11 protein-coding genes are annotated in these 13177 nt (G+C 67.9%); 8 read left to right on the top strand and 3 right to left on the bottom strand.

Translation table 11 applies throughout. From position 1 onward, the window contains the following. The first annotated feature begins 615 nt into the window (after nucleotides 1–615). From ITJ61_RS12400 to ITJ61_RS12375, 6 genes are all read left to right on the top strand, one after another. Nucleotides 616–2334: an AMP-binding protein gene (locus tag ITJ61_RS12400; RefSeq protein ID WP_194686345.1), complete on the top strand. Its 1719-nt coding sequence runs from the start codon at nucleotides 616–618 to the stop codon at nucleotides 2332–2334. A 256-nt stretch (nucleotides 2335–2590) separates the two neighbouring features. Continuing rightward, the gene (locus tag ITJ61_RS12395; RefSeq protein WP_068483913.1) at nucleotides 2591–2878 is read left to right on the top strand and encodes an HU family DNA-binding protein; all 288 of its coding nucleotides are present in this window, start codon (nucleotides 2591–2593) and stop codon (nucleotides 2876–2878) included. A gap of 125 nt (nucleotides 2879–3003) precedes the next feature. Further along, the gene (locus ITJ61_RS12390) at nucleotides 3004–5157 is read left to right on the top strand and encodes a cytochrome c oxidase assembly protein (protein ID WP_228496663.1); all 2154 of its coding nucleotides are present in this window, start codon (nucleotides 3004–3006) and stop codon (nucleotides 5155–5157) included. Further along, complete coding sequence (locus tag ITJ61_RS12385; RefSeq protein WP_104243800.1) at nucleotides 5154–6443, top strand: ATP-dependent DNA helicase; 1290 nt, start codon at nucleotides 5154–5156, stop codon at nucleotides 6441–6443. The genes ITJ61_RS12390 and ITJ61_RS12385 overlap by 4 nt, the downstream gene beginning before the upstream one ends. 166 nt (nucleotides 6444–6609) lie before the next feature. Next, nucleotides 6610–7167 carry a YceI family protein gene (locus ITJ61_RS12380; protein ID WP_104243798.1) on the top strand — a complete coding sequence of 186 codons (558 nt, stop codon included), beginning with the start codon at nucleotides 6610–6612 and terminating at the stop codon, nucleotides 7165–7167. A gap of 190 nt (nucleotides 7168–7357) precedes the next feature. Further along, entirely contained in the window at nucleotides 7358–7915 is a 558-nt protein-coding gene (locus tag ITJ61_RS12375; RefSeq protein WP_194686344.1) for an AAA family ATPase, read from the top strand. Nucleotides 7916–7929: 14 nt separating this feature from the next. Here ITJ61_RS12375 and ITJ61_RS12370 read toward each other — a convergent pair whose 3' ends face one another. Beyond that, nucleotides 7930–8463: a hypothetical protein gene (locus tag ITJ61_RS12370; protein ID WP_194686343.1), complete on the bottom strand. Its 534-nt coding sequence runs from the start codon at nucleotides 8461–8463 to the stop codon at nucleotides 7930–7932. Nucleotides 8464–8634: 171 nt separating this feature from the next. Here ITJ61_RS12370 and ITJ61_RS12365 point away from each other — a divergent pair, with 171 nt between their 5' ends. Further along, a complete protein-coding gene (locus ITJ61_RS12365) occupies nucleotides 8635–9045 on the top strand; it encodes a DUF6157 family protein (protein ID WP_194686342.1) in 411 nt (136 codons plus the stop codon). After that, entirely contained in the window at nucleotides 9042–9971 is a 930-nt protein-coding gene (gene rbsK / locus ITJ61_RS12360; protein WP_194686341.1) for a ribokinase, read from the top strand. Before ITJ61_RS12365 ends, rbsK begins: the two co-directional genes overlap by 4 nt. A 245-nt stretch (nucleotides 9972–10216) precedes the next feature. Here rbsK and ITJ61_RS12355 read toward each other — a convergent pair whose 3' ends face one another. Both ITJ61_RS12355 and ITJ61_RS12350 read right to left on the bottom strand, forming a co-directional pair. After that, nucleotides 10217–11455: a saccharopine dehydrogenase family protein gene (locus ITJ61_RS12355; RefSeq protein WP_194686340.1), complete on the bottom strand. Its 1239-nt coding sequence runs from the start codon at nucleotides 11453–11455 to the stop codon at nucleotides 10217–10219. Between the two features lie 126 nt (nucleotides 11456–11581). Then, nucleotides 11582–13105, bottom strand: coding sequence for an APC family permease (locus tag ITJ61_RS12350; protein ID WP_194686339.1), 1524 nt, complete (start codon nucleotides 13103–13105; stop codon nucleotides 11582–11584). Between the last annotated feature and the right edge of the window lie 72 nt (nucleotides 13106–13177).

Below are 13177 nucleotides of genomic sequence, written 5' to 3'. Positions count from 1 at the left end.
GCCCTGCCCCGCCGCGCCCGGCGCCTCCCGCTGCGTCCGCCACGCGAATGGGGCAGTTTCCTCCCGTTTCGGGCGCGCGGATGGGGCGAAGTTGCCCTATCCCGGCCGCTCTCGCGCCTCCGCCGTGTCGGGTCCGCGAATGGGGCAGTTTCCTCCCGTTTCGGGCGCGGGGATGGGGTGAAGCTGCCCTATTCCGGCCCGTCCTACCCCGCCCGGTCCGTGATTAGGGCAGTTTCCTCCCGTCCTGGGGGCGTGGATGGGAGGAAGCTGCCCTATCCGCGCCCCGCCCCGCCCCGCCCCGCCCCGCCGCGCCCGGCGCCTCCCGCTGCGTCCGCCACGCGAATGGGGCAGTTTCCTCCCGTTTCGGGCGCGGGGATGGGGTGAAGCTGCCCCATCCCGGCCTGTCCTGCCCCGCCCGGTCCGCGAATGGGGCGGTTTCCTCCCGTCTCGGCCTCATGGGTGGGAGGAAGCCGCCCTATCCCGGCCGCTCTCGCGCCTCCGCCGCGTCGGGTCCGCGAATGGGGCAGTTTCCTCCCGTTTCGGCCGCGGGGATGGGAGGAAGCTGCCCTATCGGAGCGAAGGTCTTTGTCGGCGGGGTGCGTGAGAATGGCACGCATGTCAGAAGTTCGAGGCGCAGACGCCTTCCGCAGCGCACGTGACCAGCTGCTCGCCCTCCGCACAGACGCTGGGCGCGCGAGCCGGGAGTTCGAATGGCCCGAAGTCGGAGACAGCTTCAACTGGGCGCTCGACTGGTTCGACCAGATCGCCGAGGGCAACGACCGCACCGCGCTCTGGATCGTGGAGGACGACGGCAGCGAGGCGAAGTACAGCTTCGACGACCTGCGCCGGCGATCCAACCGGGTCGCGAACTGGCTCGAGGCACAGGGCATCCGCCGCGGTGACGTCGTCATGCTCATGCTCGGCAATCGCCGCGAGCTCTGGGAGGCGATGCTCGGCGCGCTCAAGCTCGGCGCCGTCATCCTCCCCACGTCCGTGGTGCTCGGCCCGCACGACCTCGACGACCGCGTCGAACGTGCCAGGGTGCGTCTCGTCATCGCCGAGGAGGCCGACGCGGTGAAGTTCGACAACGTCCTCGGCAGCTACCGCATCGCGCAGGTGGGTGCTGGCCTCGAGGGGGCCGCGCGGGAGGCGTGGCTCGACTTCAACGACATCTACGACGCGTCGGATGCGCCGATCGAGAAGCGGACGGCAAGCGACGACGCCGCGCTCATCTACTTCACCTCCGGTACGACGAGCCACCCGAAGATCGTGGTCCACTCGCACCGCTCCTACCCCGTCGGGCACCTCTCGACGATGTACTGGATCGGCGTCGAGCCGGGCGGCGTGCACCTCGCGATCAGTGCGGCGGGCTGGGGCAAGCACGCATGGAGCAGCTTCTTCGCGCCCTGGAACGCCGAGGCGACGGTCTTCGTCGTCAACTACCAGCGCTTCGACGCGGCCCTCCTGCTCGACCAGCTCGACAAGGCGGGCGCAACCTCGTTCTGTGCCCCGCCGACGGTGTGGCGCATCCTGGTGCAGCACGGCAAGTCAGCGAAGCCCCGGGCGATGCGGGAGCTGCTCTCAGCCGGTGAGCCACTGAACCCCGAGGTCATCGCGCGCATCCACGCCTGGTGGGGGCTCGAGATCCGCGACGGCTACGGCCAGACCGAGACGACCGCCCTCATCGCGAATGCGCCGGGCGATGTCATCAAGCCGGGTGCCATGGGGCATCCGCTGCCTGGCATGAACGTGGTGCTCCTCGACCCGGTGACAGGCCTCGAAGGCGACGAGGGGGAGATCTGCCTCGACATGCGTGGTGAGCGCCCCGTGAACCTCATGACCGAGTACCTCGGCTCACCCGCGGCGACCGACAACGCGGTGCGCGACGGCTTCTTCCACACCGGTGATGTCGCGGTGCGCGATGAGAACGGATGCATCACCTTCGTCGGGCGCACGGACGACGTGTTCAAGTCGTCCGACTTCAAGGTGTCGCCGTTCGAGGTCGAGAGCCTCCTCCTGGAGCACGATGCCGTCGCGGAGGCGGGTGTCGTCGGGGCGCCGGACGCGACGAAGCTCAACATCACGAAGGCCTACGTGACGCTCGCGGCCGGCTGGGAGTCGAACCGGCAGACCGCGCTCGAGGTGCTCCGGCACGCCCGCGCGGTCATGCCGCCGTACATGCGGGTTCGGCGTCTCGAGTTCTTCGAGCTGCCGAAGACGGCGTCCGGCAAGATCCGTCGCGTCGAACTCCGCAATCGCGAGATCGAGGCCGATGGCACCCGCCTCGCCGAGGAGTGGCGCGACGACGACTTCCCGGAGATCAAGCGGCGCTGAGTGGTCTCCGTCGCTGCTGGGGCAACGCCACCGCTTGGGCCCATCAAGCGCCGATACGGGCATCGATCCGGTCCAGAACGGCCACGAACCGGTGAATTCCGTGGCAAGACGCGGCGTGTCAGGCGAATCTGCAAGCGAGAGGCCCTGGTTTTGGTAGGTTGACGAAGGTCCTGCCGCGGAATCCCGCGGAACTGCAGGACTTCTGAACCCAACATGCTGCACTCGCAAGGGCGGGGCTGCGTCCTAAGGAGGACATATGGCAGACAAGACTGTGAACAAGACCGAACTCGTTGCCGCGATCGCGACCGAGACCGGCCAGAGCCAGGCTGTTGTTGGAAGCGTCCTCGACGCACTCTTCAGCGAACTCGCCTCGAACGTTGCCAAGGGCACGAAGGTCACGATCCCGGGCTGGCTCTCCGTTGAGCAGACCGCTCGTGCCGCGCGCACCGGCCGCAACCCTCAGACGGGTGAAGCCATCCAGATCGCCGCCTCGAAGGGCGTCAAGATCTCGGCTGGCTCGAAGCTCAAGGCCGCAGCTAAGTAGTCTTCGCGCCTGAATGCACGCGGGGTCGCTTCCACTCGGAAGCGGCCCCGCGTTCTTGTCCCAGCCGGTCGCTTCCCCTGTGGATGACAGGCCCGGGCGCCAGCGACGATCTACACTTGATGATCATGCCTACGCCCCTCGATTCCGGTTCCACGATCGAGGCGGCGGCAACTGCGGATAGGGGCGGCAGCAAGGCCGAGCGCAATCGCGCGAGCGCCGACTCCTGGTCGCTGCACACGAAGCGCATGATCGTGCTCGGGCCGGCGATCTTCCTCCTCGCGGCCCTCGTGGCGGTCATCTGGGGGCTCGCCTACGGTGGCGGAGCGACCCCGCTCATCGTCTCCGACCCTGGACCCATCGTCATGTGGGGTGTGCCGGTTGCGCGTCTCGCGCTGAACCTGTCGGCCTCGGTCACAATCGGCGCCCTGGTGCTGGCGGCGTGGGCGGCGAGTCGCAAGCAGCCCGAGTTCGAGCGGGCCATGACGATCGCCTCGTCCGGTGCCGCGGCCTGGGTGGTGTCCACGGCGGCTGCGGCCTTCCTCACCTACCTGCAGATCTCCAACGCCGCGTTCTCGCTCGACGCCGCCTTCGGGCAGGGACTGCTCTTCTTCTTCACCTCGCTCGAGCTCGGCCAGGCGTGGGTGCTGGCGCTCGGCATGGTGCTGCTGCTGTCGGTTGTGGTGTTCGCGAGCCGCAGCCCGTGGATGGTCGGGCTCTCGGCCGCGTTCTCGCTTTTCTGCCTGTGGCCGCTCGGGGCGCAGGGTCACGCCGCGGGCGCCGCGAACCACGAGACCGTCGTGGGTGGCATCACCCTGCACTACATGGGCGCCGCGCTCTGGCTCGGTGGCCTCCTCGTCGTCGCGATCCTCGCGCCGCGCATGCCGGACGTCCGCCGCCTCGCAGTGATCGAGCGCTACTCGTCGCTCGCCCTCGTCGCGTTCATCGTGGTCGCCGCATCCGGTGTCGTCGCGAGCGTCGCCAACATCGGCTCGTTCGCCGAGCTCGCCTCGCCATACGGGGTCATCGTCATCGTGAAGGCGGTTGTGCTCGTGGTGCTCGGCTTCATCGGCTGGGCGCAGCGGCGGGGACTCATCAACCGGATGCGCGCTGCCGTCGAGCAGGGAGCATCCACTCGCAAGCCCATGGTGTGGCTCATCTCGCTCGAACTCGCCTTCATGGGCATCGCGTCCGGTGCCGCCGCGGCGCTCGGTCGCACCCCGTCGCCCGTCACGGAGGTCACGGCCGACCAGCTCGCGGCCCCGACGCCGGCGCAGCTGCTCACGGGCGAGCTGCTGCCTCCTGAGTTCGAGCCGTTCCGTCTGCTCACCGAGTGGCGTCTCGACCCGATGTGGACAACGCTGTGCCTCTTCGGCCTGTTCTTCTACATCGCCGGGGTCCTGCGCCTGCGTCGCCGCGGCGACGAGTGGCCGCTTGGTCGCACGATCTCGTTTGTCCTCGGCATCGTGATCCTGCTGTACCTCGTCAATGGCTCGCTCATCGTCTACGGCAAGTTCGTCTTCAGCTTCCACATGACGCAGCACATGTTCCTCACCATGCTGGTTCCGATCATGTTCGTGCTGTCGGCCCCCATGACGCTCCTCCTGCGCAGCGTGCACGCGCGCCACGACGGCAGCCTCGGCACGCGCGAGTGGGCGCTCAAGTTCGTGCACTCGAGGTGGGCGAAGTTCTTCTCGCACCCCATCGTGTCCGCCGTCGTCTTCGCTGGCTCGCTGCTCGTCTTCTACTACACTCCGCTGTTCCGCTGGGCGGTGACCGACCACGTCGGGCACATGTGGATGATCGCCGACTTCCTCATCGTCGGCTACCTCTTCGCCAACGCGCTCATCGGCATCGACCCGATCGGCACCCGCGCCCCCTACCCGATGCGCCTCATCGCCCTCGTGCTGGTCATGACGTTCCACGCCTTCTTCGGCCTCAGCATCATGAGTGGCACGGGCCTGCTGCTCGCCGACTGGTATGGCGCGATGGGCAGGCCGTGGGGAGCTGATGCCATCACCGACCAGCAGATCGGCGGTGCCATAGCTTGGGGTGTCGGCGAGGTGCCGACGGTGCTCCTCGCGATGCTCGTCGCCTACTCGTGGTCCCGGTCCGACGACCGGGAGGCGAAGCGGCGCGACCGCAAGGCCGACCGTGACGGCGACGCGGAGCTCGAGGCGTACAACGCGCAGCTCAAGGTGATGGCCGACCGCACGGAGGCGCTGGAGAAGCGCAAGCAGGAGCGGCTCCAGCGCGAGCAGCAGCAGGAGTCCACCAAGTGACGATCGTCCTCACCCCGGAGCAGCAGGGTGTCTTCGACGCCATCGAGCACACGCGCGAGCACCTGTTCGTGACGGGGCGCGCCGGCACGGGCAAGTCGACGCTCCTCAACCACCTCGCGTGGCACACGTCGAAGCAGCTCGTCATCGCGGCACCTACGGGAGTCGCGGCCCTCAACGTGGGCGGGCAGACCATCCACTCGCTCTTCAAGCTGCCGATCGGCGTCATCGGGGATGCGCCCATCGAGCAGAACGGGGATGTGCGGAAGCTGCTCAACAAGATCGACACGCTCGTCATCGACGAGGTGTCGATGGTGAGCGCCGACCTCATGGACGCCATCGACCGCTCGCTGCGGCAGGCGCGCCAGCGGAAGAACGAGGCGTTCGGCGGCGTGCAGCTCGTGATGTTCGGCGACCCGTTCCAGCTGGCGCCGGTGCCGCCGTCGGACCCCGATGAGCGCGCGTACTTCCGCGACCACTACCGTTCGCTGTGGTTCTTCGACGCGAGGGTGTGGCAGGAGGCGGAGCTGCGCATCCACGCCCTGCGCGAGATCCACCGGCAGCACGAGGACGAGTTCAAGAACATCCTCACGGCCGTCAGGTACGGGCAGGTCACGGCCGACATGGCGAACCGCCTCAATACGGTCGGCGCGAGGCCCGCCCCGGCCGACGGCACGATCACGCTCGCGTCGCGCAACGCGCAGGTCTCTCGCATCAACGCGCAGAACCTCGAGCGCCTGCCCGGGGCGTCGATGACCGCGAACGCCGACATCTCGGGGGAGTTCGGCGGCCGCAACTTCCCCGCGGATGAGCGCCTCGATCTGAAGGTCGGCGCGCAGGTCATGTTCCTGCGCAACGACTCTGACGGGCGCTGGGTGAACGGCTCGATCGGCGAGGTCACGCGCATCGACAAGACCGTCTACGTTGAGATCGATGGCGACGAGCACGAGGTGGAGCCCCTCGTGTGGGAGAAGCTGAAGTACTCGTACTCGCCGGATACGCGGGAGCTGTCGCGCGACGTCGTGGGGGAGTTCACGCAGTTCCCGCTGCGGCTCGCGTGGGCGGTGACCATCCACAAGTCGCAGGGGAAGACCTACGATCGCGCCGTCGTCGACCTCGGGGCGAGGGCCTTCTCGCCCGGGCAGACCTACGTGGCCCTGTCGCGCATCCGGGCGCTCGATGGGCTGCATCTGTCGCGGCCGCTGCAGCCGAACGACATCTTCGTGGATGACAATGTGCTGCGGTTCATGAAGTCGGTCAGCGACGCCGCGAAGCAGCAGCAGGGCTAGCTCGGACGGCTGGCCGCCGAGGCTGTCGTCCCGTTTCCCAAAGATTTCCCTGGGCGTCGGAATACCGTCACAGTTCTATGCGTTTGAATAACTTGTATCCGCAACAATGTGTTACGTTGTCCAGGACTTGACCGAGACAGCACCCAACGACCCTTCAGGAGAAGACATGAGCATCAGCGCAGCAGACATCAACGGCTGGACCGCCGGCACCTGGAACATCGACCCCACGCACACCGAGGTCGGCTTCGTCGTTCGCCACCTCGCGATCAGCAAGGTCCGTGGCGGCTTCGAGACCTTCTCGGGCACCATCACGACGGGTGAGACGATCGAGGAGTCCACGGTCAATGCCGAGGTCGAGGTCGCATCGGTCAACACGAAGCAGCCTGCTCGTGACCAGCACCTCGCGACCTCCGACTTCTTCCTCGCCGAAGAGTTCCCGACCTTCACGTTCGCCTCCTCCGCCACGCGCGTCGAGGGCGACTCGGTCAAGGTCGACGGCGAGCTCACGCTCCGCGGCGTCACCAAGCCCGTCACGTTCGATGTCGAGTTCGGTGGCATCACGACCGACGGCTACGGCCAGAAGAAGCTCGGCTTCGAGGCTGTCACGAAGATCAACCGCAAGGACTTCGGCGTCAACTGGAACGCACCGACCGAGGCCGGCGGCCTCACGCTCGGTGACACCGTCACGATCAACCTCGACGTGCAGGCGACGCTCGCCGTCTAATGACGAACCAGGTCGCTTCGGCGGCCGAGGCGCGATCCCCCGATCGTGCTGCGCGTTTCCCCTGAACGCGCACAAGATGGCCGGACACCCTGTGTCCGGCCATCTTCGTGTCTCCGCCGCCGACCACCGCGCGGCGAGCTCGAGCGGCACCCGGCCAGCGAGTGCCGGAGGGCGAACGTAGGGTTGCAGAGTGTCAGCTCCTACAGGATCCCCGGAATCCGCCCCTCGGCGTGTGCTGATCGCGGGTGCCGCTGGCGTCGGGAAGACGGCGGTTGCGCGCCGGGTGGAGCGCACGGCGAACCTCCCGCACACGGAGATCGACGCCCTGTTCCATGGCCCGGGATGGACGGTGCAGCCCGGGTTCCTCGAGTCCGTCGACGCCTTCACCAGCGAGGAGCGCTGGGTCACGGAGTGGCAGTACGCGACTCAGCTCGGTGACCTGCTCACGAGCCGGGCCGACACGCTCGTGTTCCTCGACTACTCGGTCTGGACGCACATGTCGCGGCTCGTGCGGCGCACGCTCCGCAGAAGGCTGCGGCGCGTCGAGCTGTGGAACGGCAACGTCGAGCCTCCCCTGCACACGATCCTCGTCGACCCGGAGCACATCGTCCGGTGGGGGTGGAAGGGGCGCGCCAAGATTCGCCGGAGAGTGGACGCGGCCGAGCGGGCCTGGCCGAACCTCCGCGTGATCCGTCTCCGGTCGCAGGCCGAGGCCGACGACTGGCTTCGGAGCCTGCAGCGCGCCTGACCCGCGCCTGCGCCCTATGTCGTGCCGTCTTGGCCCATCTCGTGCTCCGCGAAGCCCATGCATCCGTGCTGCGTCCAGTCGTACGGCCCGGTTGGCGCGGGCTCGCCGTAGAGGGCGAGCAGTTCGGCCTCCCCGAAGTGCTCGTTCGCTTCGCTCTTGTCCTCGGGATGCAGTTGCCAGGGCAGTCGGAAGCGGTAGTGGATGCCCTTCTCGCGCATGCACTGCGAGATGAGGAACTTCTCCTCGACGTATAGCTGCTGGTCGGCAACGGTCATCCCCAATGCGCCCTCCTCGTACGTCACGGCGCTGCGGTCGGACTCGGAATTCCAGAACCGCACACCGTACGCGTCGGTTTCGTAACTCGCCTCGGGGGTCGTGGTTGCCATCGGGGTGGTCGAAGGTGTGACTGCCTGGGTCGCCGACGGTGCTGCGGCGGGCTCCGCCTGTGCCGTCTCGGCCGGGACCGATGGCGAGCACCCCGAGATGAGGAGCACGAGGGTGGCCGTCGTGAAGCTGAGGGCGAGCTTCAGGCTTGAGATGTCGCGCAATGCAGGTTCCTTCCGAACACCGAATTCGAACCATATGCGAGGGGCTCTGCCCTCGGGCGGATTTCCGGATAACGGTTCAGCGCACGCGCCGACCACTCGGTCACGTCTTCGTCACGCTAACGATGCTCTTCGCGATCGGCTCCCCAGCTGAACGCCCCGTAGGCTCTGCCCATGGGAACGACGAACTACGCGAGCACGTTCATCCAGATCGCCGACGACTGCCCCGTCGACGAGGCTGAGGCGCCGCCCGAGTCGGCGAAGGGGCCGACCATCGCGAGCCTCCAGCACGCCCTCATCGCCGCGCACCCGTACGAGTACACGTCCGACGATGTGCTCTTCGAGACCTACGCCGTGCGCAACGCGGTACCGGCTGAGGAGCGGGACGCGGCCAGGGCCGCCTTCTTCGCGAAGGACCAGGCGTGCCTTCGCGCGTCTCCCCTCGGGAAGCGCTGGGGGTGGGGCATCCACTCCGACGAGGAGGCGCGTGTCGCGCTCGTGCCGCTCGGCTCGGACGAGTACGAGGAGAAGGCGGGCGACGCGTCGCTCACGCAGCTCAAGGCGATGCGCTCGAAGCGCGCATGAGCGGCACGAACCGAAACGGCGTGCTTGTCGTCGGGAGCGTCTCCGCCGACCTCACCGCCTTCTCCGCCCGGCCGCCGGAACCCGGCGAGACGCTGCGGGGCGACAGCTTCAGCCTGGCCCTCGGGGGGAAAGGGGCGAACCAGGCCGTCGCGGCCGCCCGCGCTGGCGCATCCACCTCGTTCATCGCGTGCGTCGGCGACGACACGTTCGGCACGATGGTCACGCGCGAGCTCGTCGACGCCGGCGTGGGTGTCGACAGGCTGCGGACGGTGTCAGGGGAGACGGGTATCGCGCACATCCGCGTGGATGCGAGCGGCGAGAACTCCATCGTCATCGTGCCGGGAGCGAACGACGCGCTCGACGAGGCGACCGTCGTGCAGGGCATCCGCGACTCCGCGGCCACGAGCTCGGTGCTGCTCACCCAGCTCGAGACGCCCGCGCGGCTGACCGCGAGCATCCTGCGCACGGCACGGGATGCCGGGATCACGACGATCCTCGACCCGGCGCCCGCCGCACCTCTCGACGAGGAGGTGTGGGGCCTCGTCGACCTCGTCACCCCCAACGAAACGGAGGCGCGGATGCTCACGGGCATCGTCGTCGACTCGGAGGCGAGCGCCGTCGAGGCCGGGCGGTGGTTCCTCGACCGCGGCGTCGGGGCGGTGCTCGTCACGCGCGGCGGGGACGGGACGACGCTCGTGACGCCCGAACGCGCGGAGACTTACCCCGTGATCGAGGTCGACGCCGTAGATACGACGGCGGCCGGCGACGCCTTCGCCGGTGCGCTCGGGGCTGCGCTCGCTGGCGGGCGATCCCTCGAAGCGTCGATCCGGTTCGGGGCGGCCGCTGGTGCTCTCGCCGTCTCGAAGCGCGGGGCCTCGCCGAGCATCCCGACGGCCGCCGAGATCGAGGAGTTGCTCGCCAGCTGATGCGGCCAACTTGCGTGATGGATCGGCGCTCGCCGCGTTGAGAGTAGCGTCTTGGCCTCGTTGATCACGGAAGTTGGCCGCCGGGCGGCGCGCGCGGCAGGGTGTGGAGCGGAGCCCACCGGCTGCCGTCGAGCGCCCCGGCTGCGCAGTCGCTGTCCAACTTCAGTGCAATATCGGGCCGAGCGGCGCCAAAACAGCGCTTTCGGCCCGATATCGCACTGAAGTTGGTCAGCGGACCCCTGCGCTTACGCGGACAGCGCCGCGCTGCGGTCCTGCACGTGCCACGGCGAACCGTAGCCGGCGGGCTCCGCCGAGCCGAGCAGCTCCAGGAACGGCTTCGCGTCGAACGCCTCGGGCGCGAGCACGCCGGCACCAGACCAGACGCCCGTCGCGAGCAGCTCGAGGGCGATGACCGGGTTGATAGCGGTCTGCCAGACGACGGCCTGCGAATTGTCCTTCGCCATCGTCTGCTCGTTGTCGGCCACGTGGTACAGGTACACCTGCTTCGGCTCGCCGTCCTTGCCCTTTCCGGTCACGAGGAGGCCCGCGCAGGTCTTGCCGCGCATCCGGTCGCCCAGCTTCGCTGGGTCCGGCAGCACCGCGGCGACGACATCGCGAGGCGACACCTGCTGGCCCTTGACGCTGACCGGGTCGGTGCTGTCGAGGCCGAGCATGTGCAGCGTCTTGAGCACGTCGATGAACTCCTGGCCGAGTCCGTACTTGAACGTGACGCGCTTCGCGTCGGTCCACCGCGGCATGAGGAGCACCTCCTCGTGCTCGACGTTGACGCACTCGACGGGGCCGATGCCCTCGGGGAAGTCGAACACCTCAGCTTCGCTGAAGGGCGGCGTCGTGTACCAGCCGCGCTCGCGCTCGAAGATGACGGGCGGGTTGAGGCATTCCTCGATGGTCGTCCAGATCGAGAAGGACGGGGCGAAGTCGTAGCCCTCGACGGTGAGGTTGGCGCCGTCGCGCACGCCGAGCTCGTCGATCTCCGAGAACAGCTCATCTTCCGCATAGCGGGCGAACACGTCCGAGAGGCCTGGCTCGACGCCGATGCCGCACAGCGCCAGGACGCCGCGCTCCTTCAGTGCCGCATCGTGCTCGAACTGCTCGTCGCCGAGCTTCACGCCGGTCTGCTCGTGCGGATGCTCGGGGTGCGGCTTCGAGAGGCTCATCGCCATGTCGAGGTAGGTCGCGCCGGCACCGGTGACGCCGGTGAAGATGGGCATCACGAAGCGGGGGTCGACCGCGTTGAGGACGTGGGTGATGCCGTTGTCGCGCACGAGCGCCTCGACGGCACCGGGGTCGGACGCATCCACCTGGGCCGCGCGGAATCGGTCGTCGCCGAGTTCGGCGACGAGGTCCCGCGGGCGGGCGGGGTCGTAGTCGGCGATGAGGCAGGAGTCGAAGAAGCTGCGTCGCTTCGCGATGCGGGCAGCGGCTGCGCCGACGCCTCCGGCACCGATGATGAGGATATGCACGAAAGGCCTTTCTCTGATCACGTGCGGTGGATGTGCTGCCCGGTCCACGGTGTGAACCTTGCGGTTGGTAGGTAATGCGGTGCGGCTCGAGTGCCCAGCCGAGAGGCGGGACGCCCTGGCCGCGGGTCAGTCTTCCGGGGCGAGGATCGCCGAGTGGCGGTTGATGGTGCGCTTCTCGAAGTAGTCCTTCGAGCCGGGCATCGCGGCCCAGACGAACATGAGGATGAAGCCGATGACAAACGAGCCGATGCCGATGACAAACGCGCTGCCGAGGCCGAAGAAGGTCGTGTATCCGTATTCGGGGTTGGCCATGTCGATCGCCGACTGGAAGAACGCCCACACCATGAACACGCCGCCGAGCAGCGGGAACAGGAACCGGTAGAGGAAGTTGCGGGTCGACGTGAAAAGGCTCGTGCGGAAGTACCAGATGCAGGCGAAGCTCGCGATGCCGTAGAAGAACGCGATGGCAAGGCCGATCGAGAGGATCGAGTCCTGCAGCACGCTGTTCGACACGAAGCTCATGCCGACGTAGTAGACGATCGCGACGATGCCCATGAGGAGCGTCGAGAACGTCGGGGTCTTCGACTTCTCGCTCACCACGGCGAAGCGCTTCGGCAGGGCCTTGTACACGCCCATCGCGAAGGTGCCGCGGGCGGTGGGGAGGATCGTGGTCTGCGACGACGACAGCGACGAGACGGCGACGGCGAGCACGAGGAACCAGCCCCACGGACCCATCGCGAGGTCGGTGAGCACCGAGAAGACGTCGTCCGCGTTCTCCTCGTTGGCGAGGCCCGTGCCGGTCTCGCCGAGGCCGGCGTACATCATGACGACGATCGTGATGCCGACGTACGTCATGAGCAGCAGCACGGTCGAGAGCACGGCGGCGCGGCCCGGGGTCTTCTTCGGGTCCTTCGTCTCCTCGGTCAGGGCGAGGCAGGTGTCCCAGCCCCAGTAGATGAAGAGAGCGAGGATGATCGCCTGCACCATGCCGGTGCCGTCCGCGAGGAACGGGTTGAACCAGTCGATGCTGACGGGCGTCGGGTCGGGCGCCGTGCCGTTGAAGTAGCCGACGAGGCAGCCGACGACAAACGCCGCCATGGCCGCGTACTGGATGACGAGCAGGACGACCTGCATCTTCTCGCCCAGCTCGATGCCGCGCATGGAGATCCACGTCATGACGGCGATGATGACGGCGCCGAAGAGCGTCACGACGACCCGGTTCTCGGCGAGCGATCCGTCTCCGACGAGCAGCAGGATGTAGACGGAGGCGATCTCCGCGAGGTTCGCCATGACCAGGATCCCGGCGACCGCGAGGGCCCAGCCCGACATCCAGCCGGTGCGAGGGCCGAAGGCCTTGGCCGCCCAGGTGAAGACGGTGCCGCAGTCGTTGAGCTCGTTGTTGAGCTCGCGGTACGCGAAGGCCGTGAACATCATCGGGATGAACGCGAGGATGAACGCGATGGGAGCCTGCTCGCCGACGGCGATCACGACGAAGCCGAGGGTCGCGGCGAGGGAGAAGAGGGGCGCCGTCGAGGCGAGGCCGATGACGGTCGACCCCCAGATGCCGAGTCGTGCTGGGGCGAGCCCCTTGCCGATGGGCGTCTGGGTGGCGAGGGCCTCGGTAATGGGGCCAGGCTGTGCGTTGGTCATCGTTGTCTCCCGCATCAAAGGGCCTGCCGCGTTCGCGGAGTGAGCACGAACTTACCATTTGGTCGGTGATGC

Source organism: Pseudoclavibacter sp. VKM Ac-2888 (assembly GCF_015351285.1).
Taxonomy (GTDB): domain Bacteria; phylum Actinomycetota; class Actinomycetes; order Actinomycetales; family Microbacteriaceae; genus Pseudoclavibacter.
This window is presented reverse-complemented; position numbering and strand designations above follow the sequence as displayed.

What these genes read in the sequence shown, in the direction of transcription:
- ITJ61_RS12395 (WP_068483913.1), top strand. Translation starts at nt 2,591, where the DNA reads ATGGCAGACAAGACTGTGAACAAGACCGAACTCGTTGCCGCGATCGCG.
- ITJ61_RS12390 (WP_228496663.1), top strand. Translation starts at nt 3,004, where the DNA reads ATGCCTACGCCCCTCGATTCCGGTTCCACGATCGAGGCGGCGGCAACT.
- rbsK (WP_194686341.1), top strand. Translation starts at nt 9,042, where the DNA reads ATGAGCGGCACGAACCGAAACGGCGTGCTTGTCGTCGGGAGCGTCTCC.
- ITJ61_RS12400 (WP_194686345.1), top strand. Translation starts at nt 616, where the DNA reads ATGTCAGAAGTTCGAGGCGCAGACGCCTTCCGCAGCGCACGTGACCAG.
- ITJ61_RS12350 (WP_194686339.1), bottom strand. Translation starts at nt 13,105, where the DNA reads ATGACCAACGCACAGCCTGGCCCCATTACCGAGGCCCTCGCCACCCAG.
- ITJ61_RS12365 (WP_194686342.1), top strand. Translation starts at nt 8,635, where the DNA reads ATGGGAACGACGAACTACGCGAGCACGTTCATCCAGATCGCCGACGAC.
- ITJ61_RS12380 (WP_104243798.1), top strand. Translation starts at nt 6,610, where the DNA reads ATGAGCATCAGCGCAGCAGACATCAACGGCTGGACCGCCGGCACCTGG.